The 20638-nt window shown below is 63.2% G+C and carries 21 protein-coding genes; 5 read left to right on the top strand and 16 right to left on the bottom strand.

The annotated features are described in order from the left end of the window. Positions 1–52 precede the first annotated feature (52 nt). The 6 genes from AB4Z15_RS06415 to AB4Z15_RS06390 form a co-directional block, all read right to left on the bottom strand. Positions 53–769, bottom strand: coding sequence for a hypothetical protein (locus AB4Z15_RS06415; protein WP_442016597.1), 717 nt, complete (start codon positions 767–769; stop codon positions 53–55). 128 nt (positions 770–897) lie between these two features. Next, positions 898–1152 (bottom strand): hypothetical protein, encoded by a 255-nt coding sequence (locus AB4Z15_RS06410; RefSeq protein WP_442016596.1) that lies wholly within the window; start codon positions 1150–1152, stop codon positions 898–900. Between the two features lie 11 nt (positions 1153–1163). After that, positions 1164–2060 carry a carbohydrate ABC transporter permease gene (locus AB4Z15_RS06405; RefSeq protein ID WP_442004637.1) on the bottom strand — a complete coding sequence of 299 codons (897 nt, stop codon included), beginning with the start codon at positions 2058–2060 and terminating at the stop codon, positions 1164–1166. Continuing rightward, on the bottom strand, positions 2057–3094 hold the full coding sequence (locus AB4Z15_RS06400; protein WP_442016595.1) for a carbohydrate ABC transporter permease: 1038 nt from the start codon (positions 3092–3094) through the stop codon (positions 2057–2059). Before AB4Z15_RS06400 ends, AB4Z15_RS06405 begins: the two co-directional genes overlap by 4 nt. Positions 3095–3101: 7 nt before the next feature. Continuing rightward, complete coding sequence (locus tag AB4Z15_RS06395) at positions 3102–4385, bottom strand: ABC transporter substrate-binding protein (protein ID WP_442016594.1); 1284 nt, start codon at positions 4383–4385, stop codon at positions 3102–3104. Between the two features lie 62 nt (positions 4386–4447). Beyond that, complete coding sequence (locus AB4Z15_RS06390) at positions 4448–6109, bottom strand: glycoside hydrolase family 13 protein (protein ID WP_442016663.1); 1662 nt, start codon at positions 6107–6109, stop codon at positions 4448–4450. A 288-nt stretch (positions 6110–6397) separates the two neighbouring features. Here AB4Z15_RS06390 and AB4Z15_RS06385 point away from each other — a divergent pair, with 288 nt between their 5' ends. Beyond that, entirely contained in the window at positions 6398–7441 is a 1044-nt protein-coding gene (locus AB4Z15_RS06385) for a LacI family DNA-binding transcriptional regulator (protein WP_442016593.1), read from the top strand. 9 nt (positions 7442–7450) lie between these two features. Here AB4Z15_RS06385 and AB4Z15_RS06380 read toward each other — a convergent pair whose 3' ends face one another. Next, positions 7451–7720, bottom strand: a complete 270-nt coding sequence (locus AB4Z15_RS06380) for a hypothetical protein (protein ID WP_442016592.1) — start codon at positions 7718–7720, stop codon at positions 7451–7453. A 322-nt stretch (positions 7721–8042) separates the two neighbouring features. On the opposite strand from AB4Z15_RS06380, the gene AB4Z15_RS06375 reads away from it, so the two are divergent. From AB4Z15_RS06375 to AB4Z15_RS06365, 3 genes are all read left to right on the top strand, one after another. Continuing rightward, a complete protein-coding gene (locus AB4Z15_RS06375; protein ID WP_442016591.1) occupies positions 8043–8366 on the top strand; it encodes a PadR family transcriptional regulator in 324 nt (107 codons plus the stop codon). Then, entirely contained in the window at positions 8363–9142 is a 780-nt protein-coding gene (locus AB4Z15_RS06370) for a permease prefix domain 1-containing protein (RefSeq protein ID WP_442016590.1), read from the top strand. Before AB4Z15_RS06375 ends, AB4Z15_RS06370 begins: the two co-directional genes overlap by 4 nt. A 220-nt stretch (positions 9143–9362) precedes the next feature. Beyond that, positions 9363–10550, top strand: a complete 1188-nt coding sequence (locus tag AB4Z15_RS06365) for an FAD-dependent monooxygenase (RefSeq protein ID WP_442016589.1) — start codon at positions 9363–9365, stop codon at positions 10548–10550. A gap of 121 nt (positions 10551–10671) precedes the next feature. On the opposite strand, the gene AB4Z15_RS06360 is transcribed toward AB4Z15_RS06365, so the two are convergent. From AB4Z15_RS06360 to AB4Z15_RS06325, 8 genes are all read right to left on the bottom strand, one after another. After that, positions 10672–11961, bottom strand: coding sequence for an MFS transporter (locus tag AB4Z15_RS06360; RefSeq protein WP_442016588.1), 1290 nt, complete (start codon positions 11959–11961; stop codon positions 10672–10674). Between the two features lie 5 nt (positions 11962–11966). After that, a complete protein-coding gene (locus AB4Z15_RS06355; RefSeq protein WP_442016587.1) occupies positions 11967–13052 on the bottom strand; it encodes a sugar phosphate isomerase/epimerase family protein in 1086 nt (361 codons plus the stop codon). A gap of 111 nt (positions 13053–13163) precedes the next feature. Next, on the bottom strand, positions 13164–14657 hold the full coding sequence (pdxR, locus tag AB4Z15_RS06350) for a MocR-like pyridoxine biosynthesis transcription factor PdxR (protein ID WP_442016586.1): 1494 nt from the start codon (positions 14655–14657) through the stop codon (positions 13164–13166). A gap of 125 nt (positions 14658–14782) precedes the next feature. Further along, positions 14783–15292, bottom strand: a complete 510-nt coding sequence (locus tag AB4Z15_RS06345; protein WP_442016585.1) for a prevent-host-death protein — start codon at positions 15290–15292, stop codon at positions 14783–14785. Between the two features lie 66 nt (positions 15293–15358). Then, entirely contained in the window at positions 15359–16147 is a 789-nt protein-coding gene (locus tag AB4Z15_RS06340; protein ID WP_442016584.1) for a phosphatase PAP2 family protein, read from the bottom strand. A gap of 127 nt (positions 16148–16274) precedes the next feature. Continuing rightward, positions 16275–17684, bottom strand: coding sequence for an MBL fold metallo-hydrolase (locus AB4Z15_RS06335; protein ID WP_442016583.1), 1410 nt, complete (start codon positions 17682–17684; stop codon positions 16275–16277). A gap of 27 nt (positions 17685–17711) precedes the next feature. Then, positions 17712–18527 (bottom strand): sulfite exporter TauE/SafE family protein, encoded by an 816-nt coding sequence (locus AB4Z15_RS06330; protein ID WP_442016582.1) that lies wholly within the window; start codon positions 18525–18527, stop codon positions 17712–17714. Then, complete coding sequence (locus tag AB4Z15_RS06325) at positions 18524–19138, bottom strand: rhodanese-like domain-containing protein (RefSeq protein WP_442016581.1); 615 nt, start codon at positions 19136–19138, stop codon at positions 18524–18526. The genes AB4Z15_RS06330 and AB4Z15_RS06325 overlap by 4 nt, the downstream gene beginning before the upstream one ends. Before the next feature lie 123 nt (positions 19139–19261). Here AB4Z15_RS06325 and AB4Z15_RS06320 point away from each other — a divergent pair, with 123 nt between their 5' ends. Further along, a complete protein-coding gene (locus tag AB4Z15_RS06320) occupies positions 19262–19519 on the top strand; it encodes a metal-sensitive transcriptional regulator (protein WP_442016580.1) in 258 nt (85 codons plus the stop codon). 37 nt (positions 19520–19556) lie between these two features. Here AB4Z15_RS06320 and AB4Z15_RS06315 read toward each other — a convergent pair whose 3' ends face one another. Continuing rightward, complete coding sequence (locus AB4Z15_RS06315) at positions 19557–20495, bottom strand: LysR substrate-binding domain-containing protein (protein WP_442016579.1); 939 nt, start codon at positions 20493–20495, stop codon at positions 19557–19559. Between the last annotated feature and the right edge of the window lie 143 nt (positions 20496–20638).

Here is a 20638-nt window from a genome sequence, read left to right as displayed (position 1 = left end):
ATGGGAATCTGCCAGCGGTCCTACGCGGCAAAGTGGTCGGCGAGCGCATGGCTCAGCCCCGCGCAACCCAGTCCGCGTTCGTCGACCGCCACACCGCCGCGGAAACGAATGTGAGCCCGACGATCTCAAGCGCGCCACCGGCCACGGCGAACCACTCGTTGCCGACGACGATGTTGGTGACGTGGCCGATGGTCCAGCAGATGATGAGCGCGCCAGCCCACCACGGCACCCCGACGGCGCGGCCGGCCAGGATCACCGCGAGGCCGAGGAGTAGCGTGCCAATAATATTGCCGATGGCGAAGAGCAGGTAGAACGGCTGGCCCCACGTTCCGGCGGGTGATGCATCCAGGGCGGCGGCCGCATCCACGTCGCCCGTGGCCAGGGCGATCCTGTCCAGGTTGGCGAAGCTGATACCGAAGTAGCTGATGTAGCCGGCGACCATGAGCGCCACAGCCCACAAGGACAGTCGCGGACGAGCCGGACGAAGCAGTCGCAGCGCAACGGGAAGCCCGAGCACTGCCAGCAGTGATCCGACGAGAGCGAACATGACGGCTGCCAGCAAGGCACCGGGAGCCGCAGCGGCGAGCTCGAGGCCACCGGCGGAGCTGCCCGTGTCGCTGAGGCCGGTCGAGGTTGATGCCCCGGCGTAGAGCGAATTGCAGACTAGCTGACAGACGAAGGCAACCGGCAAGGCGATCGCGGCGCTGCGGCGTCGGAACCCGGCGGTGGGATCGAGGACTGGATCCGGACCAGAAGCCGAAGCATTCATGGCCCGACTTTACGGCAGTGCACCAGCAGCAGGAAGGGGCGTGAGTGTTCGGCTCATGCTGCCACTGCTCCGAGGCGGCCCCGCTCAGTCCGGGTCCTCAACACCGACACCTTCTGCCGTGCAGGCTCCTAGTTCCGCCGGGTGGCGGTCCTTGCGGGCAGACGCCGGCGAAGCCGCACCATGCCGTAGAGGGCCAGGAGCACGCCGAGCAGGCCCAATGCCCAGCCGAGGGCCGGCTGTTCGGTCACCTCCATCCAGACGGTGACGACCAGCAGGACGACGGCCCAGAACCCGAGTAAGCCGATGATGATGTCGAAGTCCTCCCCGGAGCGGGTCCGCCGGTGTTCACGGCGGACCCTTCCATCGTTCTGGTTCGCATTCAAATCCGTACCTGTCACTTGACTGCGCCCGCGGTGAGGCCGGCCACGATCTTGCGCTGGAAGACCAGGACCAGGATCACCAGCGGAATCGTGACGATGGTTCCGGCAGCCATGATGGCGGTGTAGGGAATCTGGTTCGGCTGCGCTCCGGCGAAGTTGGCGATGGCCACCGTGACCGGCTGGGTTGCATCGCTCGAGAGCTGGCTGGCGATCAGGAATTCATTCCAGGAGGAGATGAACGCCAGGATTGCCGTGGTGAAGATCGCCGGTGCCGCGAGAGGCATGATCACTTTGCGGAACGCCTGGCCCTGCGTGCAGCCATCCACCCGGGCCGATTCCTCCAGCTCCCAAGGCATTTCGCGGAAGAAGGAGGTCATGGTGTAGACGGTCAGCGGCAGCACGAACGAGATGTTCGGGATGATCAGCGCCTGGTAGGTGCCCATCCAGCCAATGTTGGTAAAAAGCTGGAAGAGCGGGGTGATCAGGGCAACGCCGGGGAACATGGAGGCTCCCAGAATGAAGCCCAGCACGAGGTACTTGAATCGGAAGTTCAGCCGCGCCAGTGCGTAGGCGGCGAATACACCAATCAGCAACGAGACAGCGGTGACCACCACGCCGATGAACACACTGTTCAGCAGTGCCTGACCGAACCGGTTGCCGAAGGAGGTATCGAAGGCAGTGTTGAAGTTATCCAACGTGACGTGGGTGGGAAGGATCGAGGTGTCGTAGGTGAAGCCGACATCGCGGAAGGCCGTGACCACCATCCAGTACGCGGGCGCCAGGCACCAGATAAGGATGACTGCGGCGCTGATGTAGGTGCGCCCCTGGGCCCACTTCTCACGGTTCTGGGCCATCTTGCGGCCCCTGTCCTGTTCTGCTCTCAGGGCAGTTGTGGCTGTCAGAGTGCTCATTTCTTCCCCTTCCCGGTCGCGCCGCTTTGTTCGACGACATTCGCGCCCAAGAAGCGGACGAAGATGAACGCGACGATGAAGATGATGATGAACGTGATGGTCGATAGCGCTGCCGCCGAGTTGAACCCTTGCCTGATCTGGTTGATCACCAGGATGGACAGTGTGGTGGTGTTGTTCGCGCCGCCGGTCAGGATGTACGGGAGGTCGAACATACGCAATGCGTCCAACGTGCGGAACAGGATGGCCACCATAAGCGCCGGCTTCACCAGCGGGAGGGTGATCATCCGGAACCGCTGCCATGCAGTGGCACCGTCCACCTTGGCAGCCTCATAAACCTCGGCCGGGATCATCTGGAGGCCGGCGAGGATCAGCAGCGCCATGAACGGCGTCGTCTTCCACACGTCGGCGATGATAATCGCCCATTTTGCCGGCCATTCACTACCGGTCCACAGGATGGTGGTGTTGAACAGCTTGTTGGCGATGCCTTCGAAGGCGAAGATGAAGAACCACAGCTTGGCCGTGACGGCCGTAGGAATGGCCCACGGCACGAGCACGGCGGCGCGGACCAAGCTCCGGCCCTTGAAGGTGCGGGCCATGATCATGGCCATCCAGAAGCCCATTACGGTTTCCAGGGCCACGGTGACAACGGTGAAGAAGAAGGTTGTTGCAGTGGCTGACCAGAACTGGCCGCCGAGGGTTCCCGCCGGACAGGCCACGGTTCCGCCGCCCGGGGCTGAACACTGCTGGGCGATCCAGTTGACGTAGTTCAGGAGGCCTGCCGGGCCGCCCGCGGCGAAGAGTCCAGTGGCGGGATCGAGTCCGGCGTCCTTCTGGAGGGACATGACAATGGCGCTGATGATCGGGTAAACAATGACGATGCCCAAGGCGATGACGGTGGGGGCCAGGAGCCAGGAAGCCCACTTGCCTTGACTGAGGATCTTGTTGTCCTCACCTACGCTCTTGGAGCCGCGATGGCTGGGGGTACCGCCCGACGCCGGTGACTTGACCGGCGTCGGACCTAATTGGGTTGTCATGGCAGAACTACGATCCCGCAGAGGCGGATTCGATGGACTTCTGCATGTCTGACAGCGCAGTGTCCACGGGCTTCTCGCCCTTGATGGCTGCGTAGGCGTTCTCCTGGATGGCCTTGGTCACGGCAGGGTAGAAGGGGGTTACTGGGCGGGGAACGGCGTTCTCGATGGAAGTCTTCAGGACCGGCAGGTACGGCAGTTTTGCCACAAGTTCCTTGTCCTCGTACAGCTTGGTGAGTACGGGCGCGAGGGAGCCTTGAGTGGCGAAGAACCTCTGGGATTCCTCCGAGGTGATGAACTTCAGGAAGTCAGCTGCGGTGGCCTTGTTCTTGGAGTAGACGCTTACTCCGACATTGTGACCGCCAAGAGAGGATGCGCCGGGACCATCTTTGCCGGGTAGTGCGGTCATGCCGAGCTTGTCCGCCACCTTGGAGGAGCCTTCGGTGGTGGCCAGGTTGTAGAGGTAGGGCCAGTTGCGGTGGAACAGGAGCTTGCCGTCTTGGAAGGCCTGGCGTCCCTGTTCCTCCTGGAAGGTGATGGCTTCCGTGGGGATGTTGCCATCTGCGTAGGCCTTGGCGAGGTTCTCAAGTCCGGCCTTGGCCTCGGGGGTGTTCAGGCTGGGCTTGCCATCTTTGTCCAGCACAGAACCGCCCGCGGAGTTGATGGCCTCAGACGCGTTGACGGTCAGGCCCTCGTACTTGCTGAACTGACCGGCGTAGCAGCCGATGTTGTTGGCCTTGGCGATGGAGCACATACTCATCATTTCGTCCCAGGTCTTGGGCGGCGTGGGGACCAGGTCCTTGCGGTAGTACAGGATGCCGCCGTCGGAAGATTCCGGTGCTGCGTACAGCGTTCCCTTATAGGAAGCCCCGTTGACCGTGGAAGGGAGCATTCCAGCGGTGTCGATCGCCATCTTGTCCTTGAGCGGCTGCAGCCACCCCTTGGCAGCGAATTCCGCGGTCCAGACGAGGTCGACGGTCATGACGTCATACCCGGCATCTTTGGCCTGGAAGTGCTGGACCAGGTCGTCGTGCTGCTGGTCTGCCTGGTCCGTCTGCTCCTTGAACGTGACCTTCTCATTCGGGTGTGCGGCGTTCCACTTTTCGATCAGGGGGCGGACTACGTTGTTGTTGTCCTTGCCCTGGACGTAAGTGATAGGCCCGCGGCCGTCCAAACTGTTTGCGGCGTCGCCGCCACCGGCTGTGGTCCCGCCGTTGGCGTTTCCGCCGCAGGCGGAGAGCGCCAGGGCGCCTGCCATTATTAGTGCCGCCGTGGCGGACAGCTTTACTTTCATGATTACTCCTTCGTAAGTGAACCCCGGCAGGGACGCCGGTGGGTCGAGGGGGGTGAACGGGTTCAGATGATCCACGCGGTGGTGTCCGCGGGAAGCTTTCGATCCACAAGGGGACCGCTGCTGACGACGACGGTGCCGGCCGGCAAGGCGACGGGCTGAACGCCGAAGTTCGTTATGGACTGCCAGCCGTTGGGTCGGATGAAGTGCAGCACTGCATCATTTCGGTGGTTGATCCATTTGAGTTGTTCCTCGGTCTGGAGGCTGCCTCGGAGCCGCAAGGCCTCACGGTAAAGGGCAAGCGTGGATCCGGGGTTGTCCTGCTGGGTTGCCACGGCATAGGCGCTGAACCATTCCGGCTGCGGCAGGTGCGCCGTGGCTTTGCCGAATCCGAACGCGATACCTTCGGTGGTCCAGGGCAGCGGGACTCGGCAGCCGTCACGGCCGACGTCGACGCCCGGGTTGCGGAAGAAAGTCGGATCCTGACGGTCGGCGTCGGATATTTCGACGACTTCATGCAGGCCCAGTTCCTCGCCCTGGTAAAGGTACGCGGATCCTGGCAGGGCAAGCATCAGCAGGGATGCGGCCCTGGCCCGTCGCAGGCCCAGTTCACGGTCCAGGGCAGGTTCGTTGCCGCCGGACATCAGCCACGCCTGGGCAGGGCCGTTGCGCCCGGGACCCTTGGGCAGCCCATAGCGGGTGGCATGCCGGACGACGTCGTGGTTGGAAAACACCCAGGTGGAGGGCGCGCCGCTGATCTCGGATTCGGTCAGGTTGCGGGTGATGATCTCCCTGAACTGTCCGGCGTCGAAGGCTGCCTGCAGAAGATCGAAATTGAATGCCTGTCCCAGACCCTCGGGGCTGGCATAACGGCCGCGTCGGTCAGCATGCACCCAGGCTTCGGCGACGGCGGTGCGCGGCGGGGTGTACTCGTTGAACAGGGCCCGCCATTCTGCATAGATCTGGTGGACTTCGTCCCGGTCCCAGAACGGGTGCTTACCGTCCACCGTCTCGTTCTCGGCCGCCAGTTCAGCCTTTGCCGGCAGCGGTTCGGTCAGATCCTTGGCCAGGGCATGCGCCACATCGATGCGAAAACCGTCAACGCCGCGATCGGCCCAGAAACGCAAGGTCTTGAGGAAGTCCTCGCGCACCTCCCGGTTGTCCCAGTTGAAGTCCGGCTGCTCCTTGGCGAACAGATGCATGTACCACTGCCCGGCAGTGCCGTCCGGTTCGGTAATGCGCTCCCAGGCCGGGCCGCCGAAAAGGGATTCCCAGTCCGACGGCGGCAACTCGCCCTCCGCGCCCTTGCCTTCACGGAAGATGTAGCGGTTCCGGGCGGCGGAGCCCCTGGATCCGGCGAGGGCTTCCTTGAACCACTCATGCCGGTCAGAGGAGTGGTTGGGCACGATGTCCACGATCAGCTTGATGCCCGCGGCGTGGAGCGCAACGGTCATCTCATCGAAGTCCGCCAAGCTGCCTAGCCTGGGGTCCACGTCGCGGTAATCGTCCACGTCATAGCCGCCGTCTGCGAGGGCCGACGGGTAGAAGGGACTCAACCAAACGGCGTCAATCCCGAGTGACTTCAAATACGGGACCTTGGCCGTAATGCCTTTGACGTCGCCCAGGCCGTCACCGTTGGAATCAGAGAAGCTCCGCGGATAGATCTGGTACACGGCGGCTTGCCGCCACCAGTCTGCACCCGACACTTCCTCGACGTCGGCATGCATGGTTGGGGTTTTGGTGCTCAAGAGAGGGTGCTTCCTGTTCTGCTTTCCGGGCATCATTGCCGGTTTTCGACGGGCGGGATTGGTCGAAGCGATTCGTCGACGCGACTCGTCAGCTGTGACTTGAGTCTCTTACGCAAACGTTTGAGTTAAAGATAGGTGCTCAGATCGGCAGGGTCAAGCGTTAACTTCTACGACCAGGAGTTGCTGGCCTTCACGTTCAAGTGAACACGCTTCGTTTTTGAGCAAAATTTACGCAAACGTATGCGTTCAATCCGGTACTATTGAAGAATGGCCAATGGGGATCGACATTCAGTGAACATGGTGGACGTAGCCCGGGAGGCGGGCGTTTCGGTAAGCGCGGTCTCGCGCGCCCTGGCAGGGGGCAAAGGCGTGTCCGAACGCACCCGCCTCAAGATCCAGCAACTGTCCGAACAACTTGGCTACGTCGTCTCACCCGAAGCCTCGAAGCTCGCCGGCGGGCGAACCGGACGCGTTGGGCTTATCACTCCCATGATCAACGAGTGGTTCTACTCGGCTGTCATCGCCGGCGTAGCTGCAGAACTAACGGCCGCCGGTATCGACGTGCTCCTCTACCCTCTCGATAGCTCCGAAGACAGGCGCCGGTTTTTCGAGGAACTCCCGGCGCGTCGAAAAGTAGATGCCATCATCAATATTGCCTTCCCCATCACAGAGGAGGAGTGGGAGCGTCTTGACGCCATGGGGGTTCACGCCATTGTGGCGGGAAGCATTACGCCTGGGCGTCCTTCGGTCGGGATCGATGAGGAGTTGGCGGCGCGACACGCCGTCAATCATCTGCTGGGGCTGGGACATCGGCGGATCGCGATGATCAGCAGTGTTGACCCGGAAGGCAAACAATACTCCGCCGATGTTGGCCGCGAGCGAGGATACCGGAGTGCACTCGCCGCGGCAGGTTTTGACGCTCATGAGGAACTCGTGGTTTCCGTTCCATGGGGCCTTGATGGCGGCTCCCAGGGCATGGACAAAATTCTGACCCTGTCTCGCCTGCCCACCGCAGTATTTGCCTTTTCTGACGAAGTTGCCTACGGCGCTCTTCAAAGCCTGCGGCGATCTGGCCTTCGCGTCCCCCAGGATATGTCAATCATCGGGATCGACGACCACCCGATGGCAGAAACGATGGACCTCACAACCGTCCATCAAACACCGTTTGAGCAAGGCGTACTTGCCGGCCGTCTCTCGCTAAGCCTGATCAAAGGGGAGTTAACCGACCAGCAAATCGTCTGCCCGGCAAACCTGGTTGTTCGACGCTCAACTTGCCCCCCTTCTGCTATTGAGAAGGCTTCGCCGGCGTAGCTTGCGGGGTCATTTGTGGATGGGCTTGGTCAGGTTGAGGCTGATTGTCTGGCCTGGGGCCAACTCTCCGGAGGGCAGGTCTGAGAAGGCGTACCAGACACGGTCGGTGCCGGTGAGCGGGCGGTTCGCCGATTCCAGATCCGCGATTTCAGGCACGCCGAAGCGGAAAGCGATCTGCCGCTCAGTATCCCCTGGAGCGGTGGTGTAGGTCAGGGGGACGCCTTCGGCGTCGGTGGTGAATGTGCCATGGGCGCCCTCGATTGCGACTTCGCCGGGCATGAGTCTTACCCTGGTCCCTGCGGGGATGGGCCGATCTGTCGTAAGGGTTGTGTTCCACCGGAGCAACTGGTCGGTGGTGCACCGGAATTTGTAGCCGAGGCTGTCGAAAGAGTCACCGTCGACGGTGGTGTAGTAAATCGTTTGGCCGAAGGAATTGTTGATGCTCGTTCCTCATGCCCTGTTAATGTCCGGCAGCCAACAAACTGTAACGAGAATCTTGGAAAATCTTGAAACACCCAAAACTGATAGAACGCGATGCTGACTTCGATAGGAATGCGGGTGCTCTTGCCAGCACTACGTCCCATACCTAGACTGCCTAGGTATGGGACGTAGTTCAGTGAACGGACAGCTTGACCTTCTTCTGCTCAGCTCGCTCGGTGCGGGCGAGGCACACGGCTACGCGCTGATCGCACGCATTCATGAGCGCAGCGGCGCGCGGATCGAGCTCCAGGAGGGTTCGGTCTATCCCGCACTGCACAAGCTCGAGGCGGCGAGGTGCGTCGCGAGCCGTTGGGCAGATGACCCCGGCGGCCGCCGGCGCGTCTATGCGCTCACCGAGGCCGGGCACGCCGAACTAGCCCGCATGGTGGAGGAATGGAAAGGCTTCTCCGCGGCAGTCCGCGGTGTTCTTGGAGCGGCGTCGTGAGCGCGGAGAACGGCGCCGGGACTGAAGGGGGGCCCATCGACGCTTACCTTGACGAGCTCTTCATCGCCGCGCGGGACGGTGATCCCGCCGCCGGGCGCCGGCTCCTCGCCGAGACAGAGGCGCATTTGCGCGAATGCGCCGCCCGGCTCCGCGGGCAGGGCATGAGCCCGGAGGACGCCGAGCGCGAAGCTGTCCACCGCTTCGGCCCAGTCGACACTGTGACGCCAGTCCTGCGCCCGTCACTTCACGACGTCGCCCGGCTGCCCCTGCGCGCGTTCCTGCGCCCCGTGGTTGGCCTCGCGGCCATTGGCGCAATCGCCGTCGGGGTCAGCGGCGCCATATCGGAGCTGTTCGGCCGGATCTGGGGTGCGGGCTTCGTAGCCGGCGACCTGCCCGGTGTCGCCTACACGGCCGCCAGATGTGCGGTCCTGCAGGCGCCTTACCCCGGGCTCGACTGCGCCCAGGCCGCCGCCGAGCATCACTGGGGCGAGGTCGTCGAATACCGCGTAGTCCTCGGGGTGCTGGGCCTTGTCCTCCTGCTCGTATGGCGACTCCTGCCCCGCGAAGCCGTACTCCCGGCAGGCCTCGCGCCGGCGCTCGCAGCCGCGGCCTTCCTGCTCGCCGCCGCGGCGACCGGCGTCCAAGCCCTCAACGCCGCCGTCCAAGGCTGGCAGGGCACAGGCGCGTGGCTGAGCGCCGTCGTCGTCGCCTTGCCGCTCGCCGGGGTGTTCGCGGTAGCCGCCCTGCGCAGGATGCGAATGAAACCCAGTTCATAACACCGCGCGACGACGGTGCGCCCGCCATTTTATCAGCGATTACCAGGAGCCACCTTTGCGAGACCGTCACACGCCTCGCCCGCAGAGCACAGCTGGAGACCAATCCGAATCTTTCGCTCTGGACAGCGACCGGGGGAACGGCCAAGAATAAGCGATCAGGGACATTGGAGCTCCTGCTGGGTGACCTTTGGCCCGGCTGAGCTGATCATTCGAGGTAAACATGAAAGCCGTGGTTGTCGGGGCGGGCATTGCGGGGCTCGTCGCTGCCCGCCAGCTCGGTTTGGCTGGCTGGGACGTTGAACTCCTCGAGAAATCCTCGGCTCCGCGCCGCGATGGGTACATGATGGACTTCTTTGGCCCAGGGGTAGAAGCGGCAGAGCGGATCGGCCTCTACCCGAGGCTCGCAGACGTGGCCTACCACGTCGAGGCCGCCGAGTACGTCGATGCAACAGGTCGCCCCACATCCAGCCTCGACTACGACCGGTTCGCCAGACTTGCCGGCGGGAAAGTCTTGAGCCTGCTGCGCCCTGACATGGAGCGGGTGGCACTCGCTGCCCTCGACGACGTCGACGGCGGCTTGGTCCGGATCCGCTACGGGGCGCCGGTTACCCAAGTGTGGAGCGATGGCGGTGGCGTGCGGGTCGCAATGGATGCTTCCCCGGGCGGCGCAGTCAGTGCCGACGTCCTCATCGGCGCGGACGGGATCCATTCCAGCGTGCGTGCCCAGGTGTTCGGGCCCGAAGAAGAGTACCTGCGCCCTCTCGGCATGCGTGCCGCCGCGTTCATCGTGACCGAGCCTTTCCTGAATAACCGCTTCCGGAACCGGTTCGTCCTTAGCGACACCATAGACAGGATGGCCGGGCTCTACAATCTGCGCTCGGACGAAGTGGCGACATTGATGGTCTACCGTGATACCGCAGACCCGGCGGGCTTCGTGGGATCCGGGAGTGCGCGGGATCGGCTGCGCCAAGAATTCGCAGGACTCAGCGACGCGGTCGACCGTGTGCTGCAACTGTGCCCTGAACATCCGTACGACGATGTCGTGGCGCAGATCATCATGCCGGGCTGGCAAAAAGGACGGACAGTTCTTCTTGGGGACGCGTGCGGCGCAGTGTCGCTCCTCGCCGGTCAGGGTGGCTCACTCGCGATCGCGGGGGCTGCGCTCCTGGGCGACGTCCTCGGACCCGTGACTTCACCCGAGGGAATCAGTGCGGCCCTCAGCGAATTCGAGCGACGCTGGCGACCCGTCGTTCGCGAGGCCCAGGCAGCCGGGAGGCGCGCAGCGACATCATTCCTGCCCAAAAACCGGACACAACGCCTCCTGCGTCGATGGATCATCAGGGCAACGCATCTTCCCGGAGTAGACAGGTTGGTGGCCCGCGGGATTGTGGGTCGGATCGCCAAATAGGTCCTAACTTCAGAACCAGCCCACGCCCACAAACTGGTGTTGTTGCCGCTAAGGCCCGTACCTCTTCGGTACGGGCCTTAGCCATGGCGAGGACGGGGGCCGGTTGGCTCCGGCGGCCAGGTTAGATGTTGATTGCGGCCTTTCGGGTTTGGGCGGCGCGGGTGAGCCCGCTGGCTACGAGTGTTCCCACGAGCGCGAGGGCCGCGAGCACGATGAACACGATGTGGTATCCGCTGGCGCCCGGGTTGGCGTCGAGGATTGAGCCGTAGACCATGAATGCGAACATCCCGGGCGCATAGCCGACAAGGCAGGCGATCCCGAAGGCGGTGCCGCTGGTTTCCTCGGGGATTCCGACTTCGTCCATGGGTGCCCAGAACACACCGCGCATGGTGAAGACGATGAGCGAGAACAGAAGGGTGACGATCATGGCCGGGATCTGGGTGCCTGGGTCGGCGGGGAGTAGCAGCAGCACGGCCAGGACCGGGATGAGGCACAGGAACGCGAGCCGGATGTACCGGCTTGCACTTTTGAAGACTTTGTCAGCGAGCAGTCCGCCGATGGGACCGCCGAGGATTTTCAGTCCGTACTGGTTGATGATGCCGTAGGCGCCGACGAGCGCGACGGGCAGTCCGTAGACGTAGGTCAGGTAGGGGATGAAGTAGGTGAGACCGCAGTAAACCACGTAGACCATGAACACGGTGAAGCTCACCCACCACAGCTGCGGCTGCTTCGCTGCCCGCCAAATTTCGGCCAGTCCTGCCTTCTGCTTGGCCGGTGCGGGTTGGTCGTTGGTTTGTTGGATTGTTTTGTTGCGCAGCAGCAGGAACAGCAGGACGCCGACGGCGATGTCGATGATGGCGTAGAAGGCGATGGCCGCACGGAATCCACCGGAACCGGAACCCATCAGGACGAAGACTCCCAGTGCCGAGAATGCCACGGCGGTATCGACGACGCCGCGGCCGCCTTCGAGGAGGCCGAATAGCCGTCCCTGTTCTTTGGACCCGCCGAGCTGGCGGATGCTCTTTAGCAGGGCGGGCCAGACCAGGCAGTCTGAGCATATGGCGAGCAGGGCGAAGACCAGCAGCAAGGTGTTGAAGCCCGGGAAGGTGCTCAGGAACAGGCCCAGCGCGCCGGTGCCGATCAGGCCGGCGGGGATGAGGATTCGCGTGGAGATCCGGTCGGCGAGGAAGCCGCCGACGACGAAGAGTGCTGTGGCTACGATCGAGTTGACGCTTAGCAGTGTGCCGATCTCTGTATGGCTGAGGCTCATGGCCTCCTGCATGGGAACGTAGAAGGCGTCTTTAAGGTTTGCGAGCTTGTAGGTCGTGCCGCCAGCCATGACGAGAAGCGCGAAGCGGATCCATTTGCTCGCGTTGAGGGCTTTCGCGGATTTCGTGGCGGTTTTGGTCATCGTGGTCATTGTGCACCTGCCAGGGAGTTTGTGGTGTGGAGCTGTGCGACGGCGATGTCGCGCAGGGACTTGAGGAGGTCTTTCACGTAGTTGACCTGGTGGTCGGCCCAGCCGGGTTCTGCGGCCAAAAGCTCTTCCTGGGTCCAGCCTGAGGGGATGCCCGTCGTGCTCAGGTCGCGGTAGGGGATGTATGGGTTCGTGCCCTCATTGGCGTGGCGGAAGGCGGGGGCGTAGTAGAGGTTTTCCTGTTCAAGGGCCAGGGCGATGACCTGGGGCTCGGTTTCGCCAAGCATCAGGAGTTCGAAGAGCATCCGCGCGCCGGGGAGGTCGTCGTCGGGGCTTCCCTGCAGTACGCCGCGGTGGCCGAAGCCGTCCCCTTCGGGGAGGACTTGTACGCCTTTCAGGTGTGCCTGCAGGATGTGCGGGGCGAGGGTGGAGAGGGCGTCCATGGGACGTTCGCAGGCATTGATCATGTTTCCGAAATCGAACATGGCGTGGAGCCGTGGATGGGCGAGGCGGTTCAAGAGCTCGGCGATCTCGCTTGAGCGCAGCTCTTCGTGCTGTTCGAACGAGAAGTGCAGGTCGTGCTCATCAGCGGTGGCTGCCAGCCGCTGCAGGTCCTGCTCGATGAGGTTCATGACCTGCGTGAGGGTGCCGGCGAAACGTGAGTAGACGCGGATGTGCCGGACGCCGAGGAGTTCCGCGATGCGGACCGCCTCGTCCACGTCCGCGCGAAGTGTTGTGCTGATCTCGAGGTGGATGCTCAGGCCCAGGTGGCGTGCCCGCTCGGCGAATCCGCGCAGCTGGTCCTCGTTCATCCTGCTCAGGCTTCGGTCCTCCCCGTCGAGGAGATGGATGCAGACGCCGGCGAGGCCGTGGCGGTGTGCGAAGTCGAGCACGTCATGGGGCCCGTACGCGCCGTAGGTGAGGTTGCCCAGGAGAGCGTATGCATGGGCGAACAGGGGCGCCGCGTCGATCCGTTGGATCAGGGTGCGGGCCAGCTCATCGGTCAGGCGGGGAAGGGATTCGATTTCCGCGTTGTTCAGGCGCGGACTGAGGAGGGCCCGGAATCGGGCATCTGCTGGGGGCATCGGTGGGCTCCTGGGAGGCGTATCAAAGGTGGTGGCTGCTGCCACTCATTAGTTGTACGCCGGTAATGGACATCACAAAATAGCCATTAAGCGCTTGGCGCTTAAGTCCATTCAGGGGTGTTTGCTGTCGGCCCATCGGTCCCAGGCTGTGGCCATCCTGCCGACGGCGGCGGGCATGTGCTCTTCGGCGGTTCCGGCAAATCCGATCAGCAGTGCCGGAGGAAGCTGGTGGGTGAGCCGGTACTCGCTCAGGGGGTAGGTGTATACGCCGCTGGCGGCGAGCCCCCTCGCCACGTCGATGTCGTCCAGTTGTTCCTGGAGCCAGCCCATGACGTGCAGGCCGGCGTCGACCTGGGCGGGTACGATTCTGTGGCTGAGCTGGTGTTGAATCGCGTTGAGCAGGGCATCCTGGCGCGCTGAGTACAGCCGACGGGTGCGGCGCAGGTGGGCGTGCATGTGTCCTTCTGTCAGGAAGTCCGCGAGAGCGGCCTGGAGTAACACGGCGGGTGCGCGACCGATGACCGAGGACACGGACGCAAAGGGTTGGACCAGATCCTCGGGCAGGACGCAATATCCGAGGCGGATGGAGGGGGCGAGGACTTTGCTGAATGAGCCGACGGTGATCACGTGCCTGCTCAGGTCCAGGCCGAAAAGTGTGGGCAGGAGTTTCCCGCGGTACCGCAGCTCGCTGTCGCAGTCGTCTTCGACGATCCAGCTGTCGTTTTGTTGGGCCCAGGTGATCCAGTCTGAGCGCCGCGCTGGGCTCATGGCGGTGCCGAGTGGGTGTTGGCGAGCCGGAGTCAGGAGGGCCAGGCGGGCCGCAGGCGCGTCCCCTCGATCATCCGGGAGGACTGCCCCTTCGTCGTCGACGGGGACTCCTTGGATGAGGCAGCCTTGGGACTGGAAGGCGAGTCTGCCGGCGATGTGTCCTGGGTCCTCGACGATGACTGGGTCATCTGCATCCAGCAGGAGGACAGCCAGGATGTTGAATGCTTGTTGTGCGCCCGAGGTGATCACGATCTGGTCTGCGGTGCAGTCCAGGCCTTTGGTGTCGTTGACGTAATCGGCGATTGCTTCCCGAAGCGGACGGTAGCCGTTGGGATCGCTGTACCCGATGAAGGATTGATCGGTGCGGCCGGCGTGACGGCCCAGCAGGCGCTTCCAGGTTGATGCAGGAAAAGCCGAGGACGCGATCTGGCTCGGCAGGAATGATTCGGTCGCGTCCGGGGACCATGCACGTGGTGCCTCACTGAAAAGGTCCGTGCCGCGGGAGGACGTGGCGGCGCCGCGTTCGGACAACGGCGGGCGGGATGTGGGCTGCGGCGGAGTGTTGTCGCTCCACAGCGTGTCGACATAGGTGCCATCTCCTGCCCGGGAGCGCAGAAAGCCTTCGGCGGTGAGCTGCTCGAAAGCGGTAACTACAGTGATCCGAGATACACCCAGCTCGGAAACGAGCGTGCGGGTTGAGGGTAAACGCGTCCCGTTCGGCAGCGATCCGGCCAGGATTTGCGTGCGCAGCTGCGAATACAACTGCCGGTGCAGGGGCTGGTTCCCGGACCGTTCGAGCGCGAGCCCGGCGAGCAAACGACCGCCAGCGCTCTTCACCCTTTGAACCACGGAACGAAAGTCACCATGGCTTCATTTTATTCGTCCCGTGTCATCAACATGTCGTGGTGGTGCGCCACGTGTCCAAGGCAATCACTGCGGCTCTTTTCCCTCTTCGCCATGTACTAGGGACGCTCGACGGCTTCCGATTCGTCGAGCCACTCCAAAGGTTCCTTGCCGAGGCCGGCTGCGATCGCCGTGGCAGTCTCACGCCATGAGGTCAGTTCTGTAATGGCCAGATGGGGCTGATTGGTAGCGAAGGACGCTCTAGCTGCAGCCAGGACATCATCGGCACAAGCCTCTCGGTCAGCTGGACTCAGAGCAAGCATCCATGGGAAGCGATCGCTCATGCGGGCGGCAAGCGTTCCCTCCGTGCTTGTTGAGACTGCAACCAGCTGGGCTGCCAGTTCAAGCAGTGAAATGCGTGCCGCATCGGCGCTCTCGGACATAAGAACGAGAGCCTCGCCGTCACGGCGGGTTACCCGGACGGGGTGGTCTGCGGCTGCTGCAAAAACATCTGCGGAGGAGCGGCTCAGTTCAGACGACTGGAACGACGTCCGGGTCTTGAAAGGCTGGACTGGCAGTGGGGTCTTGGAAGACTGGACAGTCTTTCGTGATCGAGTTGCTGCGCTCATGTACAAACACTAACTCAGAACGTGTTCTGAAGTCTATGAGCACCGGGCGGAGTAGTGTGTCATGCGTCAGCCGCGCTTTTTCACAGCCATCTCCTCTGGTCCGGGCAGGGCCTTGGTGGTGCGCCACGTATCCAAGGCAATCACTGCGGCCAGCACTATGAGTGACAAAGAGACGGAAGCGAGGACATCCGTGAGCCAGTGGTAGCCGAGGTAAAGCCTGCTGATGGCTTGGGTGGCGATCCCTGCGACGGCGGCACTGAAGCCGGCAATGACAGCACCTATCTTGCGGCGGCGGGAAAAGACGAGGAACGCTCCGACGAGGAGGAAGTCGGAGGCGCCGAGTACGTGGCCCGACGGAAAAGAGTAGGTGCTGTCGGCGCCGAGCACCATGAGATCCATGGGCGGTCTTGGCCGTTCGACCAAACGCGTAATGACTTGGGCGAGGATCACTCCTGTGAGCATGGCGCCGGCCAGCAAGAGAGGTCGCCAGAGCTTTCGCGCTCTTAATATCCAGATCCCCGTCACGACCGCCACGATGATGGGCATGACTATTGGGCCGAAAATCGTGGCGAGGACAGCCATGATCGTCGTCGCCGTCGGCGAGCGTTGGCTCACGAACCACGTGCTGACTGTTTCATCCACTGTGGCCAGATCAATTTTTTGCTTTACTTCGGCGAGGATGAGGAAGAAGGTTCCCGCGCCAACCACCGCAAGGATAACCGCGATGACATAGAGGACCTTTTGACTCCGGGGCGCTACGTATCGTTCTGGGATAGTGAGCTTGTCGTGAAGGTCTCCGGATATGTCTCCAGAGTCTCCGGGGATGTTCGACGACGGTCGGTCCGGGATGGGCATAACAAAGGATATCCGTTCCAGTGGTCTAGGTGATGCGAGACATAGCTACGAGAACTACGGTTGCCCCAGCACTTCCAAGAGGTGCTCGGGCCGGAGGGGCGACCGGCCCGAGCGGACTTGGAGGGGGTTATGGCTGGTAGGCCGTGGCGACTGAGTTCTGCTGGGCGGTCCAGGCTGCGTAGCTGCCCTCGAGTTCGACGACGTTGTACCCGGCCCGCCGCAGCGCGCTGGCTGCCACGGAGTTCCGGACCCCGCTCTGGCAGTAGGTGACGATGGCGCCCTCGGCCGGGATTTCGTCAAGGTGCCACATGAGGCGCCCGCCGCTGAGCTGGTGCGAGCCGGGGACATGCCCAGCCGCGTGCTCGGTCTTGTTGCGGACATCCAGCACCATGACGGCGTCAAATCCGTCGAGTTCCGGGGGCTGGATGAGCTTCGGCGTGAAGGTGGGTAGGCTTTCGACGCTGGTGACGTAGCCGGCAACGTTGTCGATGCCGACACGGACCAGGTGGTCCCACATGTCCTGTGCAGCGTCCCGATCCGGTGCCAGCAGCACCAGCGGGTTCTTGTCCGTCTCAGGGTTAACTACCCAGGCGCCGTAGCTGGCGACGGATTTGCCTGCCGGTATGTTCAGGGAGCGGGTTACCGTGCCTTGGTGGACCTCGCTGTTGGCGCGTGTGTCGATGAAGGTCAGGGTGTCTTCTGCCAGACCCGCAGCAACGACGCTGACGGCGAGCTCGGGCAGCGGGGTGCGTTCGCCCATGACGGCAGGTCCTTCGCGGTTTTCCCGCTTCATCCGTCCGAAGTAGGCGTGGGCGTCGGGCTGGCCGTCAAGGAGTTCGTCGATGAAACCCCGCTCGTCGTTGGCGGCAAGGTAGGGGCCCCACCAGGAGTAGAGCCTCTCATAGCCAACCGTGGAGGAAGGGATGGCACCGAGGGCCTTGCCGCAGGCACTGCCCGCACCGTGTCCGGGGTGGACCTGGACGTAGTCCGGCAGGGTAAGGAACTTGTCCCGCAGGCTCGCGAAGAGCTGCTTGGCACCTTCGAAGCGGGTGTTGATGCCGCCGGCAGCCTCGTCCAGCAGGTCCGGTCGGCCAAGGTCCCCGGAGAAGACGAAGTCACCCGAGAGCAGGTAACCGGGCTGGTCGCTGAACGCGCCGTCGGTCACGAGGAAAGACAGGTGCTCGGGGGTGTGGCCGGGGGTGTGCACAGCTTGGATGCTGATGTTGCCGATGGTGATCTTGTCGCCGTCGTAGAGGCGTTCGCCGTCGAATTCGTATTGCCAGTCCGGGCCACCTTCGCCCGAGACGTAGATTTTCGCCCCTGTGGCCGCGGCCAGTTCGCGGGTGCCGGACAGGTAGTCGGCGTGGACGTGGGTTTCGGTGACGGCCACGATCTTCATGCCGTTCTTCTCAGCCAGTTCCTGGTAGACCGCGATGTCGCGGCGGCCGTCCACAACAACGGCGGTGCCATTGGCCTGGCAGCCGATCAGGTAGCTGGCCTGGGCGAGGTCTTCATCGTAAATGCGCTCGATAAGCATTTGGTGCTCTCCTTCGTCGAGTAGGTGTTAGGTGATGTCCGGGTGCCGTTCTGCCGCGGCCCCATAGGTGGGGGCGGCGCTGGTCCAGGCGGTGAAAGTGCCGGCGGTGACCCACGCCGCGACGGCGAAGATGAGTACCGCGAATGAGATGCGGATGTGCCTGTCTTTCAGGCGCCGCGCCAGGCGGCCCGCGACGACGGATCCCAGGATGGCCGGGGCTGCGAAAGCCAGGGTGGTGGTCCACTCGATGGTGTATCCGGCGGCGTGGGCGCTGAACCCTGCTGCGGAGTTGATCACGATGATCGCCAACGAAGTTCCGACGGCCTGTTTCATGCGCAGGCCCAGGAAGATGGTCAGCGCGGGGGCGATGAGGAAGCCGCCGCCCACTCCGAGCAGTCCTGTGAGGAACCCGACGAGCAGGCCCACTCCCACGGCCTTCGGGGCGCAGGTCCGGAGCATCCGGCGTGGCCCCGTGCTGCAGGATCCCTCGGTTTCGCGGGTCTTCATGAACATCCTGATCCCTGCTGCCACCATAATCACGGCAAATGCCAGCATCAGGATGTTCGGGTCCAGCAGCCTGCCCAAGGACGCGCCGGCCCAGGCTGCCGGAATGCCGGCAGCCCCTACGAGTGCGATCACAGGCCAGTTCAAGCCATCCCGGCCCCTGGGCATCAGGGCAGCCAGCGAGGATACACCCACCACCAGCAGCGACGTCGGAACCGCCTGCGCCGGGGTCATGCCCACCCCGTACACCAGGGCTGGCACGGCGATGATGGACCCGCCGCCGCCCACAACACCCAGGACGATGCCGACGACCAGCCCCAGAGCCAGGGCCGGAATCATGCCGCGGCGCCCTCGGCGGCCTGCAGGGGAAGCTGCAGGATGGCGCTTTCGCGGGTGGGCTCCGTGGCGGCCTTGTTCCACGGCATGGCCGAGAGGGCTTTGCCCATGGCACAGGTATTAGTCGTAGCCGAGAATGTCAACCCGGTTCCAATGGCGCCGGCGAGCATGCGGATCTTCGGGGAGATGAACTTGCCCCCGACCAGGCCCAGGACCACCAAGGAGCCTGCAGCGAGGCGGACCTGGCGCTCCAGATCCCAGCGGTTCTTGCCCTTGACGACATCCCCACCAGCGGCAGCGAAGCCGGGCGCCCCGCCCGTCAGCACGTAGGCTCCCTCGACGCCGGACTTGCCGAGGCGCTGTCGCGCCTGTTCTGCGCGGGCTTCGGACTGGCAGACCAGCACCACGCGGGATCCGAGACGGGCGGCGAGTTCGTCGGCGTGCTCGGCGAGCAGCGGCAGCGGCACGTTGTAGGAGCCGCGGATGTGCATGGATTCGAACTCAGCAGCGGAGCGCACGTCAATCACGAAGAGGTCCTGGTGCTGCTCGATCCAGGTGCGCAGGGTTTCTGGAGCAAGGGCGATAACGGCCCGGGCTGTGGAGGGGGAAGTCATTGCTGGCCTCTCAAAACGTCGTCTAATGGATACCCCACCCAGTATTGCCTATACCCCCACGGGTATGCAAAACACCCTAGGGGGTATACGATTGTTGGAGTCCCTCACGTATTGGAGAAACCCTTGGAACTCAACCCCTCAGAACTCACGCCGGTGATCAATCGGCTCAAGCGCGCCCAGGGTCAGCTCGCCGCTGTCACCCGCATGCTGGAGGAGGGGCGGGACTGCAGGGATGTCGTCACCCAGCTCGCCGCCGTGTCCAAAGCCCTCGACCGGGCAGGGTTCGCCATCATTGCCACGGGTCTGGAGCAGTGCATTGCCCAGAAGGACGCAAGCATGGACAGGAAAGACCTGGAAAAGCTCTTCCTGTCCTTGGCCTGACCAGCCTCTTTGATGAATCGCAGTTGGTGGAAGAGCCCTAGAGGTAATCCCCAACATGCTCCCGGGCGATCTCCAACAGCGTGGTGTGGAAAGCGATCTCGGCCGGCGCGTAGACCTTGTCCTGACGTTGGGCCAGGAGTACCCGGCGTAGCGGGGCAGCAGCGCCGAGGCTCAGCACCCGGACGTCGGGGTGCTGGAGTGCGACGGCGGTTTTGGGCACCATTGCGACGCCCATTCCGACGCTGACCATGGCCTGCGCTTCCTGGTAGTCGTTGGCCAGGAAACCGATCGTCGGCTCGAAGCCCGCCTCGTTGGCGGAGCGCTTAAGAACTTCCACCACAGGATGAGCATCCGCGCGGACGATCCAGGATTCCTTTTTCAGATCCTCCATCTTTACTTCATCGAGGTCGGTGAGGTGGTGGCCTTTGGCGACGAGGATTACCGTGCTTTCCTGGAACACCTCGGTTGTCCGGATGGCGTCGTCATGGAAGCGATTCCAAGGGTAGTCCCACAGCAGGCATAGGCCGGTCTCCCCGGATTCGAGGTCCGAGACCAGTTCCTCAAAACGCGCGCTGCGGACAGACAGGCTGATGGCCGGGTATCGCTTTTTGAAGGCGCGGATCACGAGCGGTAAGAACGATCCGGCGAGGGTGGGAAACGTGCCGACGGTCAGGGATCCGCGGCGGAGTCCGGCGATTTGGTCCAGATCGTTCCGGGCGGCGCGCATCTGTCCCACCATCTTCCGGGCGTGCCCGGCAAGCACCTGACCGGCTTCTGTCGGCACCACACCACGGGAACGGCGGGTAAGAAGCGGCTGCCCTACTTCCTGTTCAAGCTTCCTCAGTTGTTGGGAAACCGCCGATGGCGTGTACAGCATCAGATCGGCCGCAGCAGTGATGGATCCCTGCTCCACCACCTCAACCAGCAGAGCCAACCGTCGAATGTCGAATAATTCCTGGCCATGATCATTAAGCATCAGTTAACTCTCCTCTGATTTTGGTTCATTCTATGCAATCCTGCGTGATTTCCCGTAGCTTTTGCCCAGAAGACAACCAATAAACAGAAGGCACACAGCAAGAAGCAGCCTGAAGCTCAATGAATGAAGCGTCTCTACACACC

This window comes from Paenarthrobacter sp. 2TAF44 (assembly GCF_052114885.1).
In the GTDB taxonomy this organism is placed as follows: Bacteria; Actinomycetota; Actinomycetes; order Actinomycetales; family Micrococcaceae; genus Arthrobacter.
The sequence above is the reverse complement of the archived record's forward strand: the minus strand, read 5'-3'. Positions and strand labels throughout refer to the sequence as shown.

Bases quoted from the DNA above. Each gene is read 5' to 3' on its own strand.
- AB4Z15_RS06335 (WP_442016583.1), bottom strand. From the start codon at position 17,684: ATGCTTATCGAGCGCATTTACGATGAAGACCTCGCCCAGGCCAGCTAC.
- AB4Z15_RS06365 (WP_442016589.1), top strand. From the start codon at position 9,363: ATGAAAGCCGTGGTTGTCGGGGCGGGCATTGCGGGGCTCGTCGCTGCC.
- AB4Z15_RS06415 (WP_442016597.1), bottom strand. From the start codon at position 769: ATGAATGCTTCGGCTTCTGGTCCGGATCCAGTCCTCGATCCCACCGCC.
- AB4Z15_RS06325 (WP_442016581.1), bottom strand. From the start codon at position 19,138: ATGACTTCCCCCTCCACAGCCCGGGCCGTTATCGCCCTTGCTCCAGAA.
- AB4Z15_RS06355 (WP_442016587.1), bottom strand. From the start codon at position 13,052: ATGCCCCCAGCAGATGCCCGATTCCGGGCCCTCCTCAGTCCGCGCCTG.
- AB4Z15_RS06340 (WP_442016584.1), bottom strand. From the start codon at position 16,147: ATGCCCATCCCGGACCGACCGTCGTCGAACATCCCCGGAGACTCTGGA.
- AB4Z15_RS06360 (WP_442016588.1), bottom strand. From the start codon at position 11,961: ATGACCAAAACCGCCACGAAATCCGCGAAAGCCCTCAACGCGAGCAAA.
- AB4Z15_RS06315 (WP_442016579.1), bottom strand. From the start codon at position 20,495: ATGCTTAATGATCATGGCCAGGAATTATTCGACATTCGACGGTTGGCT.
- AB4Z15_RS06380 (WP_442016592.1), bottom strand. From the start codon at position 7,720: ATGCCCGGCGAAGTCGCAATCGAGGGCGCCCATGGCACATTCACCACC.
- AB4Z15_RS06330 (WP_442016582.1), bottom strand. From the start codon at position 18,527: ATGATTCCGGCCCTGGCTCTGGGGCTGGTCGTCGGCATCGTCCTGGGT.
- AB4Z15_RS06390 (WP_442016663.1), bottom strand. From the start codon at position 6,109: ATGCATGCCGACGTCGAGGAAGTGTCGGGTGCAGACTGGTGGCGGCAA.
- AB4Z15_RS06385 (WP_442016593.1), top strand. From the start codon at position 6,398: ATGGCCAATGGGGATCGACATTCAGTGAACATGGTGGACGTAGCCCGG.
- AB4Z15_RS06345 (WP_442016585.1), bottom strand. From the start codon at position 15,292: ATGAGCGCAGCAACTCGATCACGAAAGACTGTCCAGTCTTCCAAGACC.
- AB4Z15_RS06400 (WP_442016595.1), bottom strand. From the start codon at position 3,094: ATGACAACCCAATTAGGTCCGACGCCGGTCAAGTCACCGGCGTCGGGC.
- AB4Z15_RS06395 (WP_442016594.1), bottom strand. From the start codon at position 4,385: ATGAAAGTAAAGCTGTCCGCCACGGCGGCACTAATAATGGCAGGCGCC.
- AB4Z15_RS06405 (WP_442004637.1), bottom strand. From the start codon at position 2,060: ATGAGCACTCTGACAGCCACAACTGCCCTGAGAGCAGAACAGGACAGG.
- AB4Z15_RS06375 (WP_442016591.1), top strand. From the start codon at position 8,043: ATGGGACGTAGTTCAGTGAACGGACAGCTTGACCTTCTTCTGCTCAGC.